This window comes from Planktothrix pseudagardhii (genome assembly GCF_904830925.1).
Lineage (GTDB): Bacteria > Cyanobacteriota > Cyanobacteriia > Cyanobacteriales > Microcoleaceae > Planktothrix > Planktothrix tepida.
In genome coordinates this window covers 5,704,305-5,726,943 of the sequence record NZ_LR882967.1, presented here as the reverse complement: position 1 = coordinate 5,726,943, position 22,639 = coordinate 5,704,305, and the positions used below count along the sequence as shown (strand labels likewise).

Genomic DNA, 22,639 nt, shown 5'->3' with positions numbered 1-22,639 from the left:
GCATAAAAAAACTCAAGTTTTACTGAACTTAGGGAGAATATTGAATCCGATAAATTCGACCATTACTTTCTTCCGTAAAAATCAAACTTCCATCGGGTAAGACTAATAATCCTACCGGACGACCCCAGGTTTCAGGGATAGAAGGATTAACTAAAAATCCAGTTAAAAACTCTTCATAATAATCTTGGGGACGACCTTGATTAAAGGGAATAAAAACTAATTTATATCCCGTTCCTGCATTCCGGTTCCAACTGCCTCGAAAGGCAACAAATGCCCCATTTTTATATTGATCAGGGAAGGTATTTCCATCATAAAATTGTAACCCTAAAGCAGCAGAATGGGCTTGAAACAGAACATCAGGTTTTAATGTTTTTTGAACTAAATCCGGCTGAATACTTTGACCATTTTCAACATGACGCGGATCAAGGTTATTGGGTGTAAAATAACTATAGGGCCATCCATAGAATTCTCCTGGTCGAATACGAGTAAAATAATCAGGAACTAAATCATCTCCTAAGCCATCTCGTTCATTAACAGTTGTATAGAGTTCTGTGGTTTGGGGATGGAAATCTAACCCAACAGGATTTCTAAGTCCAGACGCAAAAGTTTGTTGATTAGAGCCATCTAAATTCATGATTTGAACCGATGCTCTAGGAAGATTTTCTTCACTCACATTTGTTTCTGAACCTATAGAAACATAGAGTTTTTTATTATCGGGAGAAACAACAACATTTCGAGTCCAATGCTGGTTATATCCGCCTCCGGGTAACGTTGCTATTTTCTCACCAGTTCCGGTCAGTTGATCTTGATTATTATAAGCATAACGTCTGACTTCGTTTGTATTTCCTAAGAAAAAATAATTGGGAGAAAATGCCATTCCAAAGGGAATATTTAACCCATTTTTTCCGTCAGCAAAGGTTGTAATCTCATCCGTTACTCCATCTTTATTAGTATCTTTTAATAACCGAATTCGGTTTTGTTTGGTTTCAGTAACTAATACATTACCATTGGGGGTTAAGGCTAACCAACGGGGATTATCTAGGTTTTCAGCAAATATATTAACTTTAAATCCGGGGGGAACATTTAAAACGGGGTTATCTGGAATTGCAATAACTTGAGGCGGCTTAGAAGCACTATTACTATGAAAGGGTTGAGGTAAACTTTCTAAAGTAATCCGAATCGGTTGGGGGGATAAAGGCTTTATTGGAATCGGTTTTGGGGGTTCGGGAGTAGCAGAAATAGCTGTTGATTCAGAATTGGAAATGGGGGGAGTAATTAAGGAGCGATCGCTATTTTGTTGACAAGCGATTAACAGCCCTAAAAATAAGATTGGAAAATAACGCCAATTCAACATAAAAACTTTCCCCCTATTGATGAGTTATTTAATGTCTATCATCAATTATACAAAAAATCAAAAAAATGGGGGTTAGAAACTCGGTTTCTGTATTCACCTAAGTAACTGAAAGGAAAGTTAAGTTATAAACTAAGTTTCTGAGTCCTGGTGTCAATTTTGAGATAAACTATGATTTGTCGAGATTAAAATTTGAGTTACGCCATGAAAGTGATTGCTTTCGTGATTAAAACAGGGTTAATTCTGAGTTTCATATTAGGTTGGACAGTTCCCACTGAGGCGACCAACTTCAAAACGATAGAACAATTAGTTGAAACGAAAGCTTGTCCTTCATTCCTTTGGCAAAGTTGCAACTTAGAAGGCGCAAATTTAGAAGGATTTGATTTATCGAATGCTCAGTTGTCAGGAGCCAATTTAAAACAAGCAAATTTAAAAAATGCCAATTTAAGATATGCTAATTTATCAGGAGGTAATTTGCGAGCCGCTCATTTAGAAAATGCCAATTTATTAGGAGCAAATCTCAGCCATGCTTACCTATCAAAAGCCAATTTAACCCATGCCAGTTTATTAGAAGCGAATTTTACTTTAGCTAATTTAACTCATGCTAATTTAGAAAAATCAACCTTATTGGGAGCCAGATTATGGGGAACAAACTTAACGCAAGCGAATTTAACTTATGCCAGTTTACGAGGCACTAATTTACAATATGCCAACTTAGAAAAAAGTAATTTAAGCTTTGCCGAATTAAACAGCTTATTGTTTCGAGATTCCCCTCAATTTACGAATCTCAGTAATGCTAATTTAGAAGGAGCAAACCTAGAAGGCGTTAATTTAGAAACCGTGATTTTAGAAGGTGCTGTCATGCCGGATGGTTCAATTCATGAGTAATCATTGAAGGTTAAAATCCGTTATAATAGTCCAGGAAATGACTCGCTTAATTCATGTCATGCTAGAAACCCTACAAACAAAATTGTATGAACTGGCACAACTGGCAAATGATCTGGTTCAAACCCAACTAACTCATCTAACTGGGGTGAGTATTGCTGTTATTTTTATGGCGGGTTTGTTAACCAGTTTAACGCCTTGTATGCTGTCCATGTTACCGATTACCATTGGCTATATTGGTGGTTATGAAACCGAAAATCGACAACAAGCGGCCATTCAATCCATTTGGTTTGCATTAGGACTGGCTACCACCTTAGCTGGGTTAGGAATTCTGGCATCTTTTGTCGGACAAGTCTATGGTCAAATTGGCTTTGGTTTACCCATTATTGTAAGTGTGATTGCGATTTTAATGGGGTTAAATTTATTAGAAGCTTTGCCCCTACAACTGCCTGCTTTTGATACAATGGGATGGATACCTAAACAGTTTCCCCAAAGCTTGAAATCCTATTTATTAGGGTTAACCTTTGGGTTAGTCGCGTCTCCCTGTAGTACCCCTGTATTGGCAACATTATTAGCCTGGGTTTCTACAACAGGAGATATTATTTTAGGAGGAATTTTATTATTAGCTTATGCAGTTGGTTATGTTGCACCTTTGGTATTAGCAGGAACCTTTACAGCCACGATTAAAAAAATGCTAGAACTGCGAAAATGGTCTAACTGGATTACGCCGACAAGTGGCGTTTTATTAGTTGGGTTTGGTGTATTTTCGCTGGTGTTTAGATTGTTACCCGTTACTTAATCACAGAGGAACATAAAATGGAGACAGAACCGTCAGTATTTCAAAAACTAATAGCGGGAGAAACCTTAATCCAAAAAGTGTTTAGGAAAGAAATTTTACCGATTTTAGCCGATTTAAGACTCGCTATTTTACTGTTATTAATAATTGCGGTTTTTAGTATTTCAGGAACACTTCTCGAACAAGGTCAATCCCTAGAATATTATCAATCCAATTATCCTGAACATCCTGCTTTATTTGGCTTTTTAACCTGGAAAATTATTATTTTTATTGGGTTGGATCATGTTTATCGAACTTGGTGGTTTTTATCGCTTTTAGTGTTATTTGGGAGTAGCTTAACGGCTTGTACCTTTACCCGACAATTACCGACTTTAAAATCAGCCCGTCGCTGGACTTATTACGATAAACCCCAACAATTTCAAAGTATTGCTTTAAGTGCTGAATTAACCACAGGTTCTTTAACCGCTTTAGAACCTTTACTGAAAAAACGTCATTATTTAGTTTTTCAAGACGGGAATAAACTTTATGCTAGACGGGGAATTATCGGAAGAATAGGGCCGATTGTCGTTCATGGGAGTATGTTGATTATTTTAGCAGGTTCTATTATTGGTTCAATTACAGGATTTACAGCCCAAGAAATGGTTCCAGGGGGGAATGTTTTTCAAGTTAAAAATATCCTAGATGCGGGACAATTTTCCCAAGCTCAAATTCCTAAAGATTGGGCGGTTAAGGTTAATCGTTTTTGGATTGATTATGATCCTGATGGCAGAATTGATCAATTTTATTCAGATTTATCAGTTATTAATAAACAAGGGGAGGAAGTTGAGCGTAAAACGATTCATGTTAACGAACCTTTTCGATATCAAGGCGTGACTTTTTATCAAGCAGATTGGGGTATTGGAGCCTTACGAGTGCGGGTGAATAAAAGCCCTGTATTTCGCTTACCAATGGCTCCCTTAGACACCGGAGGTCAAGGACGAATTTGGGGAACCTGGATTCCCATTAAACCGGATTTTAGTGCCGGGGTTTCTGTCTTAGCCAAAGATTTAAAAGGAACCGTATTAGTCTATAACGGAAAGGGTGAATTAGTGTCAACCGTCCGCGAGGGAATGTCAACCGAAGTGGATGGAGTAACGTTATTTATTGATGAAGTTGTCGGGAGTACGGGATTACAAATTAAAGCCGATCCGGGGATTCCCATTGTTTATTTAGGGTTTGGGTTGTTAATGATTAGCGTGATGATGAGTTATGTTTCCCATTCTCAAATTTGGGCATTAAAAGAAGGAGAACGTTTATATATTGCGGGTAAAACTAATCGAGCAAAAGTCACCTTTGAACGGGAAATTGTTGCTATTTTAGATGACTTAAATGATTTAGATCAAAATAATTTACTTTCGGTCGGTAATTTGTCAGAAAATTTACAAAATTGATCTGAATTCCCGTTCTGTTGTATTTAGTAAAACTCTCGTAAATGCGGGGGTTCTCCTAACATCACAACGGAACAGTTTAAACGATCTAACAATTGGTTTGTGATATCACTAACGGCTAATCCAGCAGCAGTACGATATCGAGTTGCGCGGAGAACAACTAAATCAGCCGACTCAGAAGCGGTCAGAATTTGTCGAACAATATCCTGTCCTCGTCTGACCTCAATTTCTATTCGGGCTGCGTTTTTTGCCGTTTTTTCTTCTGTTAATTTAGCCAGTTGAGATTGAATCCAAATCATCCCTTTTTCAGAAGTCGAGCGATCGCATAAATGCAAAATTTTAATGGATAATCCCGAATTCCCTAATGCTTCTGCAAATTTTAATAATCTAACCGTTTCTTCTCCTAAATTTTCCACAGGAACTAAAACTCGTTGAATTTGTTGGGGTTCAATTAATAAACGAGAAACGGCAACGGGACAATGAGTATCCCATAAGACACCATCAATCAAATTTCCGAATAAACGAGCTTGAAATCCTCTTCTGCGTCCCCATCCCATCACAATTAAATTTGCTTTTTGTTCTCGTGCTGCTCGTACAATACCTTGAGAAATACTATCATCAATTCTTAATAAAGATTGGCAAGATACTTGTAAAGTCGTTGCTAATTCTTTTGCCTTCTCTAGGAGCAATTCGCCTTTTTTTAAAGCCGTTTCTAATTCGGGAATATCCATATTACTCCCATGGGGAACTGTAATGACCAGAGGAATAATTTGACCGGAATGACCCTTAGCAAATAAAGCTGCCATTTCTATTAAATGACGTTCTGTGCTTGGATTATAAACCGGAACAACAACCGTAAAAGTTTGATCGAGTGAAAGGGTTTCCCCAACCTCAAAATCCGGTTCTGTATGGGGTTCTGCTGAGGAAGTTGGAAGTCCAACCGCAACTCGACTGGTAATAATAGGGCCTAAAGTTGCCGTAACTAATAATAAAACAATGACACTATTTAAAACTTCTTCATTAATTAATTGTGCTTTATAACCGACTAAAGCAGCCGCTAATGTGGCTCCCACTTGGGGAATGGATAATGACCACATGGTTAACATTTCTTGGTTAGTATACTTATAAATTAATTTAGTAAGAAAAGCAGCTAAAAATTTACTTCCCAGTAAAGCAAAAACAATGGTTGCGGGAAAGGCAAAGGACAATATACTTTTGAGGAATCCTTGTAAATCAATTAATAATCCTAAATCCACAAAAAATATAGGAATAAATAACACACTTCCTACAAAAACAACTTTTTCTTTAACAGCACCTTCTCCGACCACTTCATTAACCGCTAATCCTGCTAAAAATGCCCCAATAATTTTTTCAACTCCAATTAACTGAGCGCCTAGAGAAGCGAGAAAAACCACTAACAAGACAAATAAAAATTGATTTCCTTCTTCCTTACCAATTTTATTAAAGAATAGTCTTCCTAACCAATCAAAGCCAAACAAAACGACAGCCGTATAAATTGCTAAGGCTAAAATTAAAGCAATTAAATTAGTAATTGAAAAGTCTCCTGCATGAACGGCAATACAGACCGCTAAGACTAATAATGAGCCAATATCTGTAAAAATTGTCGCTCCAATGGTAACAACAACTGCTTCATTATTAACAACTCCTAATCTGCTAATAATGGGATAAGCTAATAAAGTATGGGACGCTAATAAAGAGCCAATTAAAATTGAGGCATTCCAATCCCAACCAAATAAACGACCAACTAAAATTCCAGCAGAAAGAGGAAAGGCAAAGGTTAAAAAACCAAACCCCATTGAGCGATTTTTCCGGCGTTTAAATTGCTTAATATCAACTTCCAAACCTGCCACAAACATGAGGTAAAGTAACCCGATGTCAGATAAAAGTTTCATCATCGGCAGTTCAGTTGATAAGATTTTCAACCCATAAGGCCCTAGGAGAACTCCCGCCACTAATAATCCTATTAATCCAGGGAGTTTAAAGCGTTCAAATAGAATAGGTACGGTCAAGATAACCAGAAGCAAAACTGCAAATGGAACAATGGGTTCTGCTAAAACTTCCGCCAAATTACCCATAATCAAAATAAAAATAGTTTAAATAAAACTGACTCTTTAGACTGTAAAGGATGAGTCAACTTTATGGCTATATTCCTCTGGAGATATTTTTTAAATATATTGAATTTGTGGGTATTATTGACTCTTGATTTAAACAATAAGTATACAAAAAAACATGGAAATGATGGGTGCAGATAGAAAATATTAGATCGCTCTTGTCAATCCTAATTGTGATTAGCGTTTTGAACAAGCTGAATTCATAGCTTTATTATGCCTAAAATCCAGAGATTAAAATTAACTGCTGAGATAACCGATTTTCCAAAATAGTAGTAAAATAGGACAGAGAAAAACTCCGAATTGAGGAGGATATCAACATTGGACGAACTAAGATCCGCATTGGAACTGGCAACAGAAGAGGAGTTACAGCAGCTAACAGAACTCTTGTTTAGTCGGGGTTTGAATCCTTTAGACTATGTGCAAACCCCCACCCCCATTGATGTTCAAAGTCGAAACCGGGAAGCGTGGTTAGATGCCTTAGAACAGCGTTTTCGCTATCTTGCCGCCGATGGGGTAACAGTGCTGCGAGGAAAAACGAAACAGGTCACTTACCGCCAAGCCTTAATTCAAGTTTGCCACTATTTGAAAATTTCTTATTCAAAAAACCTGTCAACTTCAGATTTAGAGGCGGAAGTTTTTTTACATCTTTTAGGTCAAGCTTGGAAACGTTTACCCCAGTCAGAACAAGCTGCATTAACTCAACGAGTTCAGAAAGCTTTAGCAGAAACTAGACCGTTAAAACCGTTACCAATTTCTGCTCAAAAAGACCCGTTAGGGTGGTTATTTAAAGCCGGAAGTGTGGTAGCCGTTAGTTCGGTGATTAGACCCATGATTTTAGGACAAATTGCCCGTCAATTTGCCTTACATTTTGCTAAATATCAAGTAGCAAAAGAAGCCTTAGTGGTGGGAAGTGCAACCGCAGCTACTCAATTTCAAAATTATGTTGCGATTCAAACTGCAAATCGAGGAATGGCTCTTACCGCAACACGATATGGGTTAACTCGCAGTGTATTTTCTTTTCTGGGGCCATTGTTATGGACGTGGTTAATTGCAGATTTAGGATGGCGGGCAATTTCTACTAATTATGCCCGAATTATTCCGACTATCTTTACGTTAGCACAAATTCGTTTAACCCGTTCAGATTGGGCTTATACTTAATGATGATTTGAGGTTTTATAACTGGCTTTAACCCATGAAATTTATCCTTTTTCCCCACCCAGAACAACGATTACAGTTACCTTGGAATTGTTTACAATGGGGGGTATTTTTATTTCCCCTTTTACCAACCTTTGGCGGAATTGCTATTATTTTGGGTAGTCTCCTTTGTTGGAAACGTCAGTTTAAATCCATTCAAAGAAATCCTATTAATCAAGGATTGGCTATTTTAAGTATTTTATTAATAATTATTTCTATTTTAGCAAATAATCTCCTTGAATCTTTTCTCGGTTTAAGTAATTTTATTCCTTATTTTATCGTATTTGCAGGGTTAAGTGAAATGATTCAAACTGCCAATCAACTGCGGTGGTTATCTGGGTTAATGATCATTTCTGCGGTTCCCGTTGGAATTTTAGGTTTAGGACAACAGTATTTAGGATGGTCAGGAATTGACCTTTTACAGGGGATTTTAGGCTGGAGTTTACATCTGAATGGAAATCCTCCGGGTCGAATGTCATCCGTCTTTATGTATGCTAATATTTTTGCAGCCTATTTAGTAATTATTTTTACATTAACCTTGGGATTATTGATAGAAGAATGGCAGAATAAAGCTCAAACGTCAATTTTTCCCATTCATAATTCTAAATTAAGAATAACATTATTAGTATTTACCCTATTATTAACCGGAATTGACTTAATTTTAACAAATTCTCGCAATGCTTGGGGATTAGCGGTTTTATCTAGTTTAGCTTATGCTTTATATTTAGGCTGGTGGTGGTTAATTTTATTGGTTAGTACAGGAGTAACAGCCGTTTTAGGGTCAGCCTTTGCACCCTCTCCCCTGCGAGCAGGCTTGAGAATAATTATTCCTGCTTATTTTTGGCAAAGAATTACCGATCAAAATTTCGTCCGTCCCGTAGAAACCTTGAGAATTACCCAATGGAAATTTACCTTAAATTTAACTCAAACTCGACCATTTAGCGGATGGGGACTCAGAAATTTTACGCCTCTTTATGAAGCCAAAATGAACGTTTGGTTAGGTCATCCCCATAATTTATTTTTAATGATGTTTGCTGAAATGGGAATTCCTACAACCTTATTTTTTATGCTCATCGTAGGCGTGATCTTAACTCAAGGATTTTTAGTGTTAAAAAACACCTTAATTAATCCTTCAGATCGATTAATTTATTATAGCTATTTAATCACCTTTTTAGCGTTAATTTTATTTAACTGTTTTGATGTTTCCTTATTTGATTTTCGAGTCAATACCTACGGTTGGCTAATTTTATCAGGAATTTGGGGAGTAGCTTGTACAATTCCAAAAACCAACCCTTATAAAATTTTATCATAACACCGAATATCCGGCGGACTTGCAACTAAACCTTCAATTTGAGTTAACGCTGTTTGAATATGAACACTGGCTAAATGGTTTTGTAAATGTTGTAAACTTTCCCATTCTTCTACAAAGGTAAAATCGGTTAAATCCTCTTGATTTTGTAATAAATCATATTGTAAACAACCTGATTCTTGGCGAGTCGGTTCAACTAACGCCAGTAATACGGCTTTTAACGGTTCTATTTTATCCGGTAACGCCACAACACGGGCTATGACTTTCAAGGGTTGAGTCATTTTAAGTTCTCCTTAAATTCAGTTTATATTTTATCATTGATGTTAAATGATTTCAAAAAGAAAGACACAGAAATAATTACCGTTTTTCCGATTTCTTTTACCTCATCAAAGTCCTTATCTCCAGTTATCAAAAAATCCGCTTGACTCGCTATGGCTAAAGCCAAAAACTAAAACAGCAGAGATTAAAACGTTGGTATCAACAATGATTTTCATTCTCCTCCTCTATAGGCTTCTATTTCTGCGGCTATTTCCTCCTCGGTTATATCTCCAATCCCAGGGATAGATTGAGTTTTATCGAATAGCTCTTTTACTTCTTGACTCAATTTTTCTTGTTCAATGTTTAGGGGTTGGTTTTGATTGTTTTCTAGGTTATCCCTAAACTCTTTAATCTTTTCTTTCAGGAGCTTTTTAGCTGATGGGCTGCCTGGAATATTGGCAATAAATTCGGTTTCATCCTCTTTTTCTAGCAGCTTAAAAGCTTTAGAAATTACCTCTTGGGGGTTATTGTATTTTCCAGTTTTGAGTTGGGCTTGTAAAAATTGTTCCTGTTCGGGGGTTAAGGTAATTTGGAGCATAATTTATTCTCCTTATTAATCATTTTTTTTCATTGGTCAAATTTTCTAATAACCCAATTGTTACATTGATTTTTTACTCAGCCCTAAAATAATTAATTTTTAACTCCAATGTTTAGTCAAGGTAATATCAAAAATAAAGGATGAATCCCCAATTTTAAACATTTTGTTTCAAGAAGCGATCACCAATTAATATTTCCCCTACAAACTCCTCAATAATTCCACTGCAACCCGTCGATAATCCGAAGCTGCTTCTCTGGCATTATGACTTTTGGCTTGAATAATCGGAACCCCTTCTAACGGACACCGTTCATGGGCTTTATAGGCGCGAATAATATTTTTAAATACGGGAATACCCGCTTCTTGTAACGATTTTTGCGCCTCAAACGCATCTCCTAAACTGCGAGGATCAACCTTTGTCATTAACACCCGATGGGGAACCTTGGAGGGAATAATAGTCGATTTCACCGTTTCAATTAACGCCACTAAATCCATCGGTGCGGCTTGGGTCGGTAACACCAAATAATCGGCTACTTGCACAACGGCTAATAACGCATCGGATTTTAACGCCGGAGGGGTATCGACCACCACTAATTCATAATCCGTCACCTGCTTCAATCGAGACAATAAGCTGGGGTCAGTTTCAGAAGAATGCTCAAAGGGCATATCCCCCCCTTGACCTTGTTCAGCCCACCAACAGGCCGAACCCTGGGGGTCTGTATCCACCAAGAGCGTGGTAAAGTTATTGGCAAGAATTGCAGCCAGATTAATGGCGGTTGTGGTTTTGCCCACTCCTCCTTTGCCGTTGGCGATCACTAGAATTTTGGCCATAGTTGCAGATCCGGTCACAAGGGAACTTCAGTCTAGTTTATCAAGCAGTCAGCCTTAACCGTTAATCGTTAACCGAAAAAGAGTTAATCTGAATCAGTTATCCCTTAAGCTAAAAATCAATATAGCGGAATGTAAGACTATGGATGCCACTGCACTCTGGCAACGCTACCAAGATTGGCTATACTATCATGACGGCTTAGGACTGTACCTAGATATCAGTCGGATGCGATTCGAGGATGAGTTTGTTGCATCCTTATTGCCCAAATTTGATCAAGCTTTTAAAGCGATGGAGGCTTTGGAACAAGGGGCGATCGCTAACCCGGATGAAAACCGCATGGTTGGCCATTATTGGTTGCGCGACCCCGATCTAGCGCCGACCCCAGACCTGAAGCAAGAAATTGTCGAAACCTTAGAAAAAATCGAGGCGTTTACTCAAAAGGTTCATCAAGGGGAGGTTAAACCCCCTCATGCTGAAAAATTCACGGATATTTTATCTATTGGCATTGGGGGATCGGCTTTAGGCCCCCAATTTGTGGCAGAAGCCCTTGCCCCAGAACACCCGGCTCTGAATATCCATTTTATTGATAACAGTGATCCCACAGGCATTGATCGGGTTTTAGCTAGAATTGGCGATCGCCTCAACAGTACCCTGGTACTGGTGATTTCTAAATCTGGTGGCACTCCAGAACCCCGTAACGGCATGATTGAGGTACGAAACGCCTTTGCGACCCAAAATTTGGAGTTTGCCAAACAAGCCGTTGCTGTTACTGGAGTCGGCAGTAAATTGGATCAACAAGCCCACGCTGAAGGCTGGTTAACGACCTTTCCGATGGCAGATTGGGTGGGGGGACGGACTTCGGAATTATCAGCCGTTGGGCTATTACCTGCGGCTTTACAAGGCATAGATATTCGGGGGATGTTAGCTGGAGCGAAGGAAATGGACATCGCCACCCGCAAACCCGATGTTAAAACCAATCCAGCTGCCTTATTGGCTTTGGCTTGGTATTATGCCGGAAATGGAAAGGGTGAAAAAGATATGGTGGTTCTTCCCTATAAGGATAGTTTGCTGTTGTTTAGTCGCTATTTACAACAGTTAGTCATGGAATCTTTGGGGAAAGAAAAAGACCTGGATGGCAATCTTGTCTATCAAGGAATTGCGGTTTATGGCAATAAAGGATCGACGGATCAACACGCCTATGTTCAACAATTACGCGAAGGAGTTCCCAACTTTTTTGCGACGTTAATTGAGGTGTTAAAAGATCGATCCGCTACCTCAATTGAAATAGAACCGGGGGTAACCTCTGGGGATTATTTATCGGGATTTTTACAAGGAACCCGACAGGCATTGTATGAAAATCATCGAGATTCGATTACAATTACAGTCCCGGAAGTGAATCCCCAAATCGTAGGTGCTTTAATTGCTTTGTATGATCGGGCTGTAGGTTTATATGCCTCGTTAGTGAATATTAACGCTTACCATCAACCCGGTGTTGAGGCAGGTAAAAAAGCGGCTGCCGTCATTTTGGACTTACAACAACAAATTATTCAAGTCTTACGAGATGCAGGTCAACCTCTTTCCCTAAAAACCTTAGCACAACAGGCAGGAGTTCCTGATCAAACTGAAGCTATTTATAAAATTCTGCGACATTTAGCCGCCAATCAACGTGGAGTATTTTTAGAAGGAGATCTAGGAAAACCCACTAACTTAATGGCAAGCTATAAATAAGGGGATTTGGCAGGAAGAGGGGCTTGAGTGTTAACGATTGACAGTTGACGATTACTTCTCTTTCCTCCTCCCCATCTCCCCCTGTCCCCTAATCCCCTAATCCCCTAATCCCCTAATCCCCCCGTCCCCCCGTCCCCTTGTCCCCTTGTCCCCTTGTCCCTCCGTCCCTCCGTCCCCCCGTCCCCTTGTCCCCCTATCCCCCTATCCCCCTATCCCCCCATCTCTTCAGCGTCCCTATGCCTTTAACAATTTTAGTTGTTGATGATGATTTAGGGACTCGTCTCTCGATTAGTGATTACCTGGACATTTCCGGTTATTCAGTGATTGCCGCAGAGAATGGTCAGGAGGCACTGCGCCTGGTGGAGCAATATCAGCCCCACCTCATCGTCACAGATATTGCGATGCCTGAGATGGATGGCTATGAACTAATCAAGCGAGTCCGCGCTCGTCCTGTATTTCGTCTGCTTCCGGTGATTTTTTTAACCGCCCATACCAGCACGAAAGAACGTATCCGAGGGTATCAATTAGGATGTGATAATTATTTGCCCAAACCCTTTGAATTAGAGGAATTGGGGGTGGTGATTCGTTCTTTATTAGAGCGATCGCAATTAATTGAGTCAGAATGGCGAGTCCGTTTGGCAGATCCGGTTACTGATGTCTCAGAAACAGCTTCCAAACCCGTTGCGCTGAAGTCCCAACCAACCTTAGAGATTAGTCTGACACAACGAGAACGTGAAGTCTTGGATTTGTTAACGGAAGGACTTTCTAATATTGCCATTGGTGATCATTTACATCTCAGTCCCAGAACCGTTGAAAAGTATGTCAGTAGTTTATTAAGAAAGACGGATAGCAATAATCGGGCTGAGTTAATTCGGTTCGCTCTCAAGCATAATTTGATTTCTTGACATTTTATCGCTATAAGCGTTTCCTTAACTTTTAAATCAATTTGCCTTCAACACTCTCAGAGCAGCTTACCTTAAAATTATATTATCAACAAATGTTAAGAAATATTAAAAAATCTAAAGAGTAATGAAGAGTCTTCACAGTTTTTTATCATTCCTGGAGCAAACTCGTTGTACAATTACACTGTTCAACATAAAGCTTAAAAACACAGCAGGATCTATCCTAACTTCAGCTTCAATACCGGAAGGCTAATAAGCGAACTCAGGAAATCAGGGATAAACTAACTATTCATTTGTTTGGAACTCAATACTATGGAATGTCACAAATGTTCCGCCCACTGTTCAAGTCACTCTCCCCAGTTTTTTCCTAAATTCTTGAGAAAATATCTCAAGAATCAACCGGAAAAATTGACAGAACCCCACAAAATCCCCAAAATTGCCTTAGTTGGAATGCCCAATGTCGGTAAAAGCGTTGTCTTTAACGGCTTAACGGGAACTTATGTTACCGTTTCTAATTACCCAGGGACAACGGTAGAAGTTTCACGAGGGGAAATCAAATTGGGTAATACCCCGATTACGGTTGTGGATACCCCTGGAATGTATTCTTTAATTCCAATTACTGAAGAAGAAAAAGTATCCAGAGATTTATTAATGAACGAATGGTTTGATTTAGTCGTTCATGTTGTGGATGCTAAAAATTTAAGTCGAATGTTACCCCTAACCTTTCAACTGATGGAAACGGGTTTACCTATGTTACTCGCCATTAACATGATGGATGAAGCAAAACAATTAGGGTTAGAGATTCAAACTGAGGATTTAGAAACTCAATTAGGTATTCCTGTTGTCCCCATGGCGGCGGCTTTGAATCAAGGATTAGGTCAATTAAAAGCAAGGATCGTAGACTATGTTAACTCCCGTGATTTATCCCCAACCTATCGAGAAAGCAATCAACGAAATCGAGTTGCTATTCTCTGAAAATAATCTTCCAACTTGGGCTAAAAACTATGCAATTTCTCGTCGCAGTTTAGCTTTATTAATCTTACAGAAAGATCCCCATCTGTGGCAACTGATTCAAGCGGATGATTCGCGCTATCAAGACATAGAAATGATTGTCGCCACCACCCAAAACCAATTAAAACAATCTCCCTCAATAGTGATCGCCCATACCCGTCAACAACAAGCCGGGAACCTAGAAAGTAGGGTTCTTTCTGAACCTCTCCAGGAAAAAACGTTATTCACCGAAAAGCTTCATCAACTCACCGTTAATCCCCTAACGGGATTCCCCATTTTATTGATTATTTTGTATTATGGGGTCTATAAATTTGTGGGAGAATTTGGGGCAGGAACCTTAGTTGATGCCATTGAAACCTTTTTTGAACAGCAGATTAACCCCGTTGTTAATCACATAACAGTCTTGATTTTTCCTTGGCAACCCCTACAGGATTTAATTGGAAATGATTATGGGATTATTACTTTGGGAATTCGCTATGCGACAGCGATCGTTTTACCCGTTGTTGCTACGTTCTTTTTCATTTTTTCTCTCTTAGAAGATAGCGGTTATTTACCGCGATTATCGCTCATGTTAGACCGAATATTCAAATATATTGGATTATCAGGACGGTCTGTAATTCCTATTGTTTTAGGATTTGGATGCGATACGATGGCAACGATGGTAACGCGCACCTTAGAAACTAATCGAGAACGATTAATTGCGACTTTTTTACTGTCCTTAGCGATTCCTTGTGCGGCACAATGGGGGGTAATAGTGGGATTATTATCTCAAAAACCAATAGCATTAATCGCTTGGGCAGTATTTTTAACGGTTATTTTCTTAGTGATGGGATTTCTAACCTCAAAAATTTTACCGGGAAAACCGGCGGGATTTTATATGGAAATTCCCCCTTTGAGGCTTCCTAAATTCAGAAATATTTTGATTAAAACTTGGGTGCGGATGAAGTGGTATTTTTATGAAATTTTACCTTTGTTTATTTGGGCATCAGTATTAATTTGGTTGGGACGATTAACCGGGTTATTTGATATTCTAGTTCGAGGGTTAGAACCGATTAGCTTAAGTTTAGGACTTCCCCAAGAAGCCGCGCCAATTTTCCTCTATGGCTTTTTCCGAAGAGATTATGGGGCTGCGGGATTATTTGATATGCAGCAACAGGGGATTTTTAATGGAAATCAATTGTTTATTGCCGCAATTGTTCTCACGTTATTTTTACCTTGTATTGCTCAATTACAAATGATGTTGAAAGAACGAGGAACCCTAACAACAATATTAATGACTTCCTTTATCTTTCCCTTTGCTTTTTTTATTGGGTACTGTACCAACTTCGCTTTAAATGTATTAGGAGTGAATTTCTAAATGATGACATTATCAACTGCTAAAATAGGCAGAAAAGGAACTATTTTATACTTAAAAACAGAAGATGAAGCCTTAACTCACAAATTAATGGCTTTGGGAATTATGCCTGGAATTGATATCCAATTAGAGCAGAAATTTCCCTCCTATATTATTAAGATAGGTAGAACTCGTGCTACCCTAGATCAAGAGACAGCACAACGAATTTATATTCAGTAACAGAATCTTTCTCCGCCTTGATATAAGCCCTTCACCAGAAGGGTTAGGACAAAGACTCATGCAGCAAACCTAGGCGGTGAAATCTTTTAATCCTTCCTCTTGAATCACAAAGTCTAACAATCCCTCACAGGAATCCAATAATAAATCAATCACCTGATTAAATCCTTCTGCACCCCCATAATAGGGATCTGGAACTTCTTTTAGGGTGTGATGACGACAAAACTCACACATTAATTTAACTTTGTGGCGATATTTTCCTGATGGGTCAAGATAAAGAATATTTTGATAATTGTCTTGATCCATCGCTAAGATTAAATCAAACGCTTCAAAATCATTTTGTTTAAATTGACGGGCTTTTCCTACCATTGTAATTCCCCGTTGCTTTGCCGTTTGCGTCATACGTCGATCTGGGGAACTGCCAATATGATAACTTGAGGTTCCGGCGGAATCACAAATAATGCGATCGCTCAAATTTGCCTGATCAATTAAATGATTCATAATATTTTCCGCCGCCGGAGAACGGCAAATATTGCCAAGGCAAACAAAGAGGAGTTTGTAAGGCATAAGTCAAAAATAAAGTTAAAAAATTAGTTTAAAAATGAGGAGTTAGAAGCCGTAGAGAAGCCACCTTTGAGGGTTGTAGCTCAGTCAAAAGGTAGGTTTTCAACTTTTCTCCGCGTCTTCTCCTCCTCAATTCTTTATCCTTTACCCTTCAGACTTTAACCTAATCCAGGTAAATTCAAACCCCCTGTAAGTTCTTCCATCCGTTCACGCATGGTTGCCGTAGAATTCTTATACGCTTCTTGCATGGCGATGAGAACCAGATCAGAGACGACATCAGCACCTTCTCCTAAAACATCCGGTGAAATTTCGACCCGACGGGGTTCTTGGTTTCCGCTTAAGTAAACCTTAACTAAACCTCCCCCAGCTTCCCCAGGAATTTCCAACTGATCCAGGTCTTCTTGAAGCTTTTTCGCGCCTTCTTGAACCTGCTGCGCCTTCTTGAAGGCATCAGCGAGTTCTTTCATTTTGCCCAGACCAAAACCAAATCCTTTTTCTTGTGTCATAGTTTGTTCCTGTAGCGCCGAGAACGGCTTGAATATTGATTAAAGTGAACCGCAGACAGGTAAGCTATAGTAGCATTTTTTGGGGCTGATTAACTGCATCCAGGGGAAAGAAATCACCCCCAATGGTCTCAAACATAAAGATTAACAAACTTGAAATTCACCCATAATTTTAACCTCCGGTTCTAGTAAAAACGACCAACGCCGTTCAACTTGTTCTTGTATATGACGAATTAACAAAAATATATCGTTTGCCGTTGCTCCCCCACAATTGAGAATAAAATTGGCGTGGCGTTCTGCTACCTGAGCTTGGCCAATAGTGTAGCCTTTTAAACCCGTTTGTTCAATCAGCCAGCCTGCCGCTTTCGGGCCAGGATTGCGGAAAACACTTCCACAACTCGGCAGATGATAAGGTTGATTATCGCGACGGTGATTAAAATGAGCCGTTGTATCTGCTAGAACCTTCTGGGGATCATGACCCGGTTCTAACTGGAAGGTCGCTTGAGTCACAAACCGATCACCCCCTTGTAAAACAGAGGTTCGATAACGATAGGCGAGATCTTTAGGGGTGAGGAGTTGTAATTCTCCAGCCCTCGATAGAACGTGAGTATTAACTAAAATATCTGCGGTACAGGATCTATGAGCACCTGCGTTCATAACCACCGCACCACCGATGGTTCCGGGGATACCCACAGCCCACTCCAATCCTCGCCATCCCAAACGAGCCGCTTTCCACGCCAAACGAGGAAGAGAACTTCCGGCCCCAGCAGTCACTAAGCCCGTTTCTACATCAAACTGAGTATGACGTAAATGACGAGTTGCAATGACTAATCCGGGCAATCCTTGATCACTAATCAGTAAATTTGATCCGGCGCCGAGTAGGGTGATGGGTAATCCTTCTGTATTAGCCCAACTCAGCGTTTCTTGAAGTTGTTCTACCCCTTTAGGTGCGACATACCACTCGGCTGGCCCTCCGACCCGAAAGGATGTCAAGGTGGTTAAAGGAACTAAAGATTGAATCAAACAGTCTGTTTCCGGTAAGGCTATGCAGCGTGACCGATGGCAATTCGTTTGACCGGGAGAGTCATAAGAAAGTGTCATGACCATATCGAAATGAATACCTTAGAACTTGGATGTAAATCACCGATTGACTATCAACTCAATCCAAAAGCGCCTGTTGGCACTCTGACTCTATCCCATCAGTATCTTGGGAAGTCTGATGAAATGCCATGACTTCTGGAATAATTTTGTTGAGGTTGCCCGCACCGAGAAATAGAACTAAATCACCCGGTTGCAATAGTTGTGCTAAACCGATCTTCAGGGCATCCATCGACGGTTGATATAACACTTGAGGATGATAATTGGCAATCAAGTCTGCTACGCTTTGCCCGTCAATTTCCCAAAGATTAGGTTCCCCAGCACTATAAATCTCGGTGAGAACAACAACATCAGCATCACTGAAACACTGAGCAAAATCTTGCAGAAAGGCATGAGTTCGACTATACCGATGGGGTTGAAAAATCGCAACAATTCGCTGAAGGTAAGGTTGAGTGTTTAAGGTGCTTTCTTGCATCCGAAGCCTGGCAGCGGCGAGGGTGACGCGGATTTCGCTGGGATGATGGGCGTAATCGTCTACAAACAGGATGTTATTGTGACAGCCTCGGTACTCAAAACGACGTTTGGCTCCTTCAAATTCCGCTAATGCCTTGGCTATGACGGAAAACTCCATTCCTAACTGGCGTCCTACCGCAATCGCAGCTAAGGCATTGCTGAGATTATGCTGCCCTAGCAATTTTAACTCTAGTTCTCCCAAGAAACTGCCTTTTTCCACAATTTGAGCATAGATACCATTGGGTCTATATTGGATTGCTTTGGCGGTGTAATCAGCTTCTGTGTGAGGATTCAGGCTGTAGGTAATACTGGGTTGAATTTGATCCCGTACTATTGCACAATCGATACAACCCACTAGGGTTTTACAGTTTGTATCAAAGACTTTAAAAGTATTGATAACTTGGTCTAGGGTTTCATAGTGATCGGGATGGTCTAACTCAATATTGGTAATTATGCCGATTTGAGCCGTAATTTTGACCAGGGAACCATCGGATTCATCAGCCTCAGCTACCATATAAGGCCCCTGACCCATACGAGCATTCCCTTCCCACGCATCCACTTCTCCCCCAACTAAAATAGTGGGATCAAGACCTGCGTTGAGCAACATGAAGGCAATCATACTGCTGGTGGTGGTTTTTCCATGGGTTCCAGCCACAGCAATACTTTGGTAATCTTGAATCAGCGCGGCTAGTAAATCGGAACGGTGAAAAATCGGACAACCTAACTCTAAAGCCGCTTGATATTCGGAGTTTCCCGAATGAATAGCCGTTGAACAAATGACTTGGGGTAATTCTGTCCCCTGTGTTGTCTGGCCATTAGAATTAAAAGCTTCCGCTTGAATGACGGAAGCAGACCGGGAGTTCAATCCATTTTCACAGACTGATAACTCCAGTTCCATTGGGGAACTTGGTTTGTGATTCCCTTCATCTAGAGATTTTTTAATGTACTCAAAGTTGCTTGCATCTTGACGACAAAAGATTTGAGCACCTAACGCTTGTAAGCGTTGAGTAATATGGCTACGTTGAATATCGGAGCCATAAATGGGTAGCTTTCGCTTCGCTAGGATGTAGGCGAGGGCTGACATTCCAATCCCACCAATCCCGATGAAGTGAAATGGCCTGCCAGTGAAATCAACAGAACTCGGCATCGATCACTCCTTATCACACCACACCACACCAATAACACGCGATATCATATCAAGAATTGTTTTTTACCGATACTCCTCAGCCAACATTTCTCAGATGGTCTTTGTAATCTAGCATCTTTAGATTTTAGGTTAATTGAGTTCTCTCAGTAGTTGTATACTATATACCCCCTGAGTTCAGAAATCACCGGAGTCCCACTAACTAAATTAATGAAGGCATTCAGGAGACGGAGCGGTGAATCTTGACCGGAAATTGTTCAACTCGATTTTAATCCCGACAAAAAAAGTCGGGTATGATTGACGGCTATTTGTAGACTGTGATACTTTGTTTTCAACATTCCAGTATCGGATTTTCAGTGGAGGACAGGTCATGACTCAGGCGACAACCAACAACTTAAACTTAACCGGGGCGACTTTTGACAAACTCAAATGTAAAGAGTGTGGCGAAGAATACGCCCCCGAAGCCAAGCACGTTTGTGAAGTGTGTTTTGGCCCCCTAGAAGTTCAATATAACTATGACCTGCTCCGCCAAACCGTGACTCGCGCTACCATTGAAGCTGGCCCTAACTCCATCTGGCGTTATCGTAAATTTCTTCCTGTCGCTACTGAGAATGTGATTGATGTTGGAACCGGAATGACCCCCCTCATTAAGTCAGAACGGTTAGCCCGTCGCCTGGGTTTGAAAAATCTTTATATTAAAAACGATGCTGTGAATATGCCCACCCTGAGCTTTAAAGACCGGGTGGTGTCCGTTGCTCTGAGTCGGGCTAGAGAATTAGGATTTTCGACGGTTTCCTGTGCCAGTACCGGAAATTTGGCTAACTCCACCGCCGCCATTGCTGCAAGAGCAGGTCTGGACTGTTGTGTGTTTGTCCCGGCGGATTTAGAAGCAGGTAAAATCTTAGGAACCTTAATCTACAATCCAATTTTAATGGCTGTTAAAGGCAATTACGATCAAGTTAATCGCCTGTGTTCAGAAGTGGCGAATACTCATGGTTGGGGTTTTGTGAATATTAACCTGCGTCCCTACTATTCTGAAGGATCAAAAACCCTTGGTTATGAAGTGATTGAACAACTGGGCTGGAAATTACCCGACCATGTTGTCGCCCCCATTGCTTCCGGTTCCCTATTTACCAAGATTCATAAAGGTTTTCAAGAATTCGTCAAAGTCGGTTTAGTGGATGACAAAGCTGTGCGTTTCAGTGGAGCACAAGCAGAAGGCTGTTCTCCCGTGGCTTCTGCCTTCAAAGAAGGACGAGATTTTATTACTCCCGTTAAACCCAATACCATTGCTAAATCCATTGCTATTGGCAATCCTGCTGATGGAGTTTATGCGGTTGAATTAGCGAACAAAACCAACGGAAATATTGAATGCGTCAACGATGAAGAAGTCATTCAAGGCATTAAATTATTAGCCGAAACTGAAGGAATTTTTACCGAAACCGCAGGCGGAACAACGATTGCCGTCTTGAAAAAATTGGTAGAAGCAGGTAAAATTGACCCTGAAGAAACCACCGTTGTTTATATTACAGGCAATGGCTTAAAAACCCAAGAAGCAGTGCAAGGGGATGTCGGTGAACCCTTAACCATTGAACCGAAATTAGAAAGTTTTGAACGGGCGATTGAACGGGCTCGCACCTTAGATCGTCTGGAATGGCAACAAGTGTTAGTTTAAATTTCTAGTTGTCAGACCCAAAATTAACCGAGAGTATTTTAACAGTAGAGGCGTTCTTGGAAATGTTTCTACTGACCTAAAACCCTTCATTTGTAGTTTTGTTGAACCTATGACTGTTAAAGTTTTAATTCCCACACCCCTGCAAAAATTTACTAACAATGAAGCCGTTATTGAGTGTGAAGCTTCTAATATTTCGGAATTAATTAATTCCTTGGAAACCCAATGTCCAGGGATTAAAAAAAGTCTCTGTGATGACGAAGGAAAACCCCGTAAATTTTTGAATTTTTATGTCAATAGTGAAGATATTCGCTTTTTACAAGGAGCAAATACTAAACTTCAGAAAGGAGATGAAGTTAGTATTGTTCCGGCAGTTGCGGGAGGTTAATTGCGTTTAATTTTAATAGAGATTTTTGAGGACATGATTCACACCATGTCCTTGTTTTATACTATAAAAATTGGGGATGAATATTATCATGCAGATTGATACTCCCCAAAGCCATTGTCGCTAGACTGCATTAACAAGCCTTGAGCAAACTGTTGAACATAATCATTAAATCGCTGAGAACTTAACACATCCGTCATCTGCATCGCCCATTGATTTAAACCCGCTACTAAATTGATCAGTTCAGACTTTTCGTTTACAGAATTGAGTTCACCTAGATACTTGAAATTTAAAAGCGTCTCTAAATCTAGTAAAATTTTTTGGCAAAAACAGATCATTTTATCTAAATATAACCGAATGCGGTTAAGAGCCAAACTATTAGAATTAGTTTGATTAATTGTTTCTATCACCCGATAACAATTGTTTTCTAAACAGTGAGCCGCATCTTGAATCAGCGTTACATATTCTACCGGGGACTTAGCAACTTTCTTTTCTTGGGTCAAAGCGACTTGGAGCAAATAGGAGGAGGAAGCAATAATAGAGGCGGAAGTTCTTAAATAATGATGAATTTCTGTTGTAATATCCTGAACTGTGGTAAAGTCCCTATCCAAATTTAACACTAGATTTAACGGTGGCATAAGTTGGGTTCTCCTGATTAACTGAATATCATCATCGGTGATGAACCAGAAAAACCCAGTGAAATAAATCTCTCAATTCCGATGATTTTGATCACAATGTACTGGGGGTATCAGTACATTTACTTAGGATTTAAG

Annotated in this window: 22 protein-coding genes; 12 read left to right on the top strand and 10 right to left on the bottom strand. The window is 39.9% G+C overall.

What is annotated here, in order from left to right; genetic code table 11:
* Positions 1–28 precede the first annotated feature (28 nt).
* Positions 29–1,354: a PQQ-dependent sugar dehydrogenase gene (locus tag NMK36_RS24815; RefSeq protein WP_072718013.1), complete on the bottom strand. Its 1,326-nt coding sequence runs from the start codon at positions 1,352–1,354 to the stop codon at positions 29–31.
* A 201-nt stretch (positions 1,355–1,555) separates the two neighbouring features.
* Here NMK36_RS24815 and NMK36_RS24810 point away from each other — a divergent pair, with 201 nt between their 5' ends.
* Genes NMK36_RS24810 through NMK36_RS24800 form a run of 3 tightly spaced genes read left to right on the top strand, consistent with a single transcriptional unit; the run spans position 1,556 to position 4,462 of the window.
* A complete protein-coding gene (locus tag NMK36_RS24810) occupies positions 1,556–2,239 on the top strand; it encodes a pentapeptide repeat-containing protein (protein WP_072718014.1) in 684 nt (227 codons plus the stop codon).
* A 58-nt stretch (positions 2,240–2,297) separates the two neighbouring features.
* On the top strand, positions 2,298–3,035 hold the full coding sequence (locus tag NMK36_RS24805; RefSeq protein WP_254175227.1) for a cytochrome c biogenesis protein CcdA: 738 nt from the start codon (positions 2,298–2,300) through the stop codon (positions 3,033–3,035).
* Positions 3,036–3,052: 17 nt separating this feature from the next.
* Positions 3,053–4,462, top strand: coding sequence for a cytochrome c biogenesis protein (locus tag NMK36_RS24800; protein ID WP_254174876.1), 1,410 nt, complete (start codon positions 3,053–3,055; stop codon positions 4,460–4,462).
* A 23-nt stretch (positions 4,463–4,485) separates the two neighbouring features.
* On the opposite strand, the gene NMK36_RS24795 is transcribed toward NMK36_RS24800, so the two are convergent.
* Entirely contained in the window at positions 4,486–6,555 is a 2,070-nt protein-coding gene (locus NMK36_RS24795) for a cation:proton antiporter domain-containing protein (protein WP_072718016.1), read from the bottom strand.
* A 354-nt stretch (positions 6,556–6,909) separates the two neighbouring features.
* On the opposite strand from NMK36_RS24795, the gene NMK36_RS24790 reads away from it, so the two are divergent.
* A complete protein-coding gene (locus NMK36_RS24790) occupies positions 6,910–7,749 on the top strand; it encodes a YaaW family protein (RefSeq protein WP_072718017.1) in 840 nt (279 codons plus the stop codon).
* 34 nt (positions 7,750–7,783) lie between these two features.
* Positions 7,784–9,097: an O-antigen ligase family protein gene (locus tag NMK36_RS24785; protein ID WP_254174875.1), complete on the top strand. Its 1,314-nt coding sequence runs from the start codon at positions 7,784–7,786 to the stop codon at positions 9,095–9,097.
* Here NMK36_RS24785 and NMK36_RS24780 read toward each other — a convergent pair.
* From NMK36_RS24780 to NMK36_RS24770, 3 genes are all read right to left on the bottom strand, one after another.
* Positions 9,079–9,375 (bottom strand): putative quinol monooxygenase, encoded by a 297-nt coding sequence (locus NMK36_RS24780; protein ID WP_072718019.1) that lies wholly within the window; start codon positions 9,373–9,375, stop codon positions 9,079–9,081. The two genes, NMK36_RS24785 and NMK36_RS24780, sit on opposite strands and share 19 nt — an antisense overlap.
* Positions 9,376–9,584: 209 nt before the next feature.
* A complete protein-coding gene (locus NMK36_RS24775) occupies positions 9,585–9,950 on the bottom strand; it encodes a ribbon-helix-helix domain-containing protein (RefSeq protein ID WP_083579903.1) in 366 nt (121 codons plus the stop codon).
* Positions 9,951–10,148: 198 nt separating this feature from the next.
* On the bottom strand, positions 10,149–10,778 hold the full coding sequence (locus NMK36_RS24770; RefSeq protein ID WP_072718020.1) for a ParA family protein: 630 nt from the start codon (positions 10,776–10,778) through the stop codon (positions 10,149–10,151).
* A 139-nt stretch (positions 10,779–10,917) separates the two neighbouring features.
* Here NMK36_RS24770 and NMK36_RS24765 point away from each other — a divergent pair, with 139 nt between their 5' ends.
* The 5 genes from NMK36_RS24765 to NMK36_RS24745 all read left to right on the top strand — a co-directional run bounded on the left by NMK36_RS24765 (position 10,918) and on the right by NMK36_RS24745 (position 15,990).
* Positions 10,918–12,504: a glucose-6-phosphate isomerase gene (locus tag NMK36_RS24765; RefSeq protein ID WP_254174874.1), complete on the top strand. Its 1,587-nt coding sequence runs from the start codon at positions 10,918–10,920 to the stop codon at positions 12,502–12,504.
* Between the two features lie 236 nt (positions 12,505–12,740).
* The gene (locus NMK36_RS24760) at positions 12,741–13,409 is read left to right on the top strand and encodes a response regulator transcription factor (protein WP_072718022.1); all 669 of its coding nucleotides are present in this window, start codon (positions 12,741–12,743) and stop codon (positions 13,407–13,409) included.
* Positions 13,410–13,718: 309 nt separating this feature from the next.
* Complete coding sequence (locus NMK36_RS24755; RefSeq protein ID WP_072718023.1) at positions 13,719–14,381, top strand: FeoB small GTPase domain-containing protein; 663 nt, start codon at positions 13,719–13,721, stop codon at positions 14,379–14,381.
* Positions 14,311–15,774 carry a ferrous iron transporter B gene (locus NMK36_RS24750; protein WP_072718024.1) on the top strand — a complete coding sequence of 488 codons (1,464 nt, stop codon included), beginning with the start codon at positions 14,311–14,313 and terminating at the stop codon, positions 15,772–15,774. The genes NMK36_RS24755 and NMK36_RS24750 overlap by 71 nt, the downstream gene beginning before the upstream one ends.
* The gene (locus NMK36_RS24745; RefSeq protein WP_072718025.1) at positions 15,775–15,990 is read left to right on the top strand and encodes a FeoA family protein; all 216 of its coding nucleotides are present in this window, start codon (positions 15,775–15,777) and stop codon (positions 15,988–15,990) included.
* A 69-nt stretch (positions 15,991–16,059) separates the two neighbouring features.
* Here the strand turns inward: NMK36_RS24745 and NMK36_RS24740 are convergent, their stop codons facing one another.
* The 4 genes from NMK36_RS24740 to murC all read right to left on the bottom strand — a co-directional run bounded on the left by NMK36_RS24740 (position 16,060) and on the right by murC (position 19,812).
* A complete protein-coding gene (locus tag NMK36_RS24740) occupies positions 16,060–16,554 on the bottom strand; it encodes a low molecular weight protein-tyrosine-phosphatase (RefSeq protein WP_072718026.1) in 495 nt (164 codons plus the stop codon).
* A 155-nt stretch (positions 16,555–16,709) separates the two neighbouring features.
* Positions 16,710–17,057 (bottom strand): YbaB/EbfC family nucleoid-associated protein, encoded by a 348-nt coding sequence (locus NMK36_RS24735; RefSeq protein ID WP_072718027.1) that lies wholly within the window; start codon positions 17,055–17,057, stop codon positions 16,710–16,712.
* Between the two features lie 141 nt (positions 17,058–17,198).
* Positions 17,199–18,161 (bottom strand): UDP-N-acetylmuramate dehydrogenase, encoded by a 963-nt coding sequence (gene murB, locus NMK36_RS24730; RefSeq protein ID WP_072718028.1) that lies wholly within the window; start codon positions 18,159–18,161, stop codon positions 17,199–17,201.
* Positions 18,162–18,213: 52 nt separating this feature from the next.
* Positions 18,214–19,812: a UDP-N-acetylmuramate--L-alanine ligase gene (murC, locus tag NMK36_RS24725; protein WP_072718029.1), complete on the bottom strand. Its 1,599-nt coding sequence runs from the start codon at positions 19,810–19,812 to the stop codon at positions 18,214–18,216.
* Positions 19,813–20,179: 367 nt separating this feature from the next.
* Between murC and thrC the strand changes: the two genes are divergently transcribed.
* Positions 20,180–21,484 (top strand): threonine synthase, encoded by a 1,305-nt coding sequence (gene thrC / locus NMK36_RS24720; protein ID WP_072718030.1) that lies wholly within the window; start codon positions 20,180–20,182, stop codon positions 21,482–21,484.
* 109 nt (positions 21,485–21,593) lie between these two features.
* Positions 21,594–21,869, top strand: coding sequence for a MoaD/ThiS family protein (locus NMK36_RS24715; RefSeq protein ID WP_072718031.1), 276 nt, complete (start codon positions 21,594–21,596; stop codon positions 21,867–21,869).
* Between the two features lie 86 nt (positions 21,870–21,955).
* Here NMK36_RS24715 and NMK36_RS24710 read toward each other — a convergent pair whose 3' ends face one another.
* Entirely contained in the window at positions 21,956–22,504 is a 549-nt protein-coding gene (locus NMK36_RS24710) for a hypothetical protein (protein ID WP_072718032.1), read from the bottom strand.
* Positions 22,505–22,639 lie beyond the last annotated feature (135 nt).

Excerpts from the sequence above, each read along its gene's own strand:
- NMK36_RS24710 (WP_072718032.1), bottom strand. The coding sequence starts at position 22,504 with ATGCCACCGTTAAATCTAGTGTTAAATTTGGATAGGGACTTTACCACA.
- NMK36_RS24780 (WP_072718019.1), bottom strand. The coding sequence starts at position 9,375 with ATGACTCAACCCTTGAAAGTCATAGCCCGTGTTGTGGCGTTACCGGAT.
- thrC (WP_072718030.1), top strand. The coding sequence starts at position 20,180 with ATGACTCAGGCGACAACCAACAACTTAAACTTAACCGGGGCGACTTTT.
- NMK36_RS24785 (WP_254174875.1), top strand. The coding sequence starts at position 7,784 with ATGAAATTTATCCTTTTTCCCCACCCAGAACAACGATTACAGTTACCT.
- NMK36_RS24765 (WP_254174874.1), top strand. The coding sequence starts at position 10,918 with ATGGATGCCACTGCACTCTGGCAACGCTACCAAGATTGGCTATACTAT.
- NMK36_RS24810 (WP_072718014.1), top strand. The coding sequence starts at position 1,556 with ATGAAAGTGATTGCTTTCGTGATTAAAACAGGGTTAATTCTGAGTTTC.
- NMK36_RS24745 (WP_072718025.1), top strand. The coding sequence starts at position 15,775 with ATGATGACATTATCAACTGCTAAAATAGGCAGAAAAGGAACTATTTTA.
- NMK36_RS24715 (WP_072718031.1), top strand. The coding sequence starts at position 21,594 with ATGACTGTTAAAGTTTTAATTCCCACACCCCTGCAAAAATTTACTAAC.
- NMK36_RS24740 (WP_072718026.1), bottom strand. The coding sequence starts at position 16,554 with ATGCCTTACAAACTCCTCTTTGTTTGCCTTGGCAATATTTGCCGTTCT.
- NMK36_RS24815 (WP_072718013.1), bottom strand. The coding sequence starts at position 1,354 with ATGTTGAATTGGCGTTATTTTCCAATCTTATTTTTAGGGCTGTTAATC.
- NMK36_RS24795 (WP_072718016.1), bottom strand. The coding sequence starts at position 6,555 with ATGGGTAATTTGGCGGAAGTTTTAGCAGAACCCATTGTTCCATTTGCA.
- murC (WP_072718029.1), bottom strand. The coding sequence starts at position 19,812 with ATGCCGAGTTCTGTTGATTTCACTGGCAGGCCATTTCACTTCATCGGG.
- murB (WP_072718028.1), bottom strand. The coding sequence starts at position 18,161 with ATGGTCATGACACTTTCTTATGACTCTCCCGGTCAAACGAATTGCCAT.
- NMK36_RS24805 (WP_254175227.1), top strand. The coding sequence starts at position 2,298 with ATGCTAGAAACCCTACAAACAAAATTGTATGAACTGGCACAACTGGCA.
- NMK36_RS24775 (WP_083579903.1), bottom strand. The coding sequence starts at position 9,950 with ATGCTCCAAATTACCTTAACCCCCGAACAGGAACAATTTTTACAAGCC.
- NMK36_RS24800 (WP_254174876.1), top strand. The coding sequence starts at position 3,053 with ATGGAGACAGAACCGTCAGTATTTCAAAAACTAATAGCGGGAGAAACC.
- NMK36_RS24760 (WP_072718022.1), top strand. The coding sequence starts at position 12,741 with ATGCCTTTAACAATTTTAGTTGTTGATGATGATTTAGGGACTCGTCTC.
- NMK36_RS24750 (WP_072718024.1), top strand. The coding sequence starts at position 14,311 with ATGTTAACTCCCGTGATTTATCCCCAACCTATCGAGAAAGCAATCAAC.
- NMK36_RS24755 (WP_072718023.1), top strand. The coding sequence starts at position 13,719 with ATGGAATGTCACAAATGTTCCGCCCACTGTTCAAGTCACTCTCCCCAG.
- NMK36_RS24770 (WP_072718020.1), bottom strand. The coding sequence starts at position 10,778 with ATGGCCAAAATTCTAGTGATCGCCAACGGCAAAGGAGGAGTGGGCAAA.
- NMK36_RS24735 (WP_072718027.1), bottom strand. The coding sequence starts at position 17,057 with ATGACACAAGAAAAAGGATTTGGTTTTGGTCTGGGCAAAATGAAAGAA.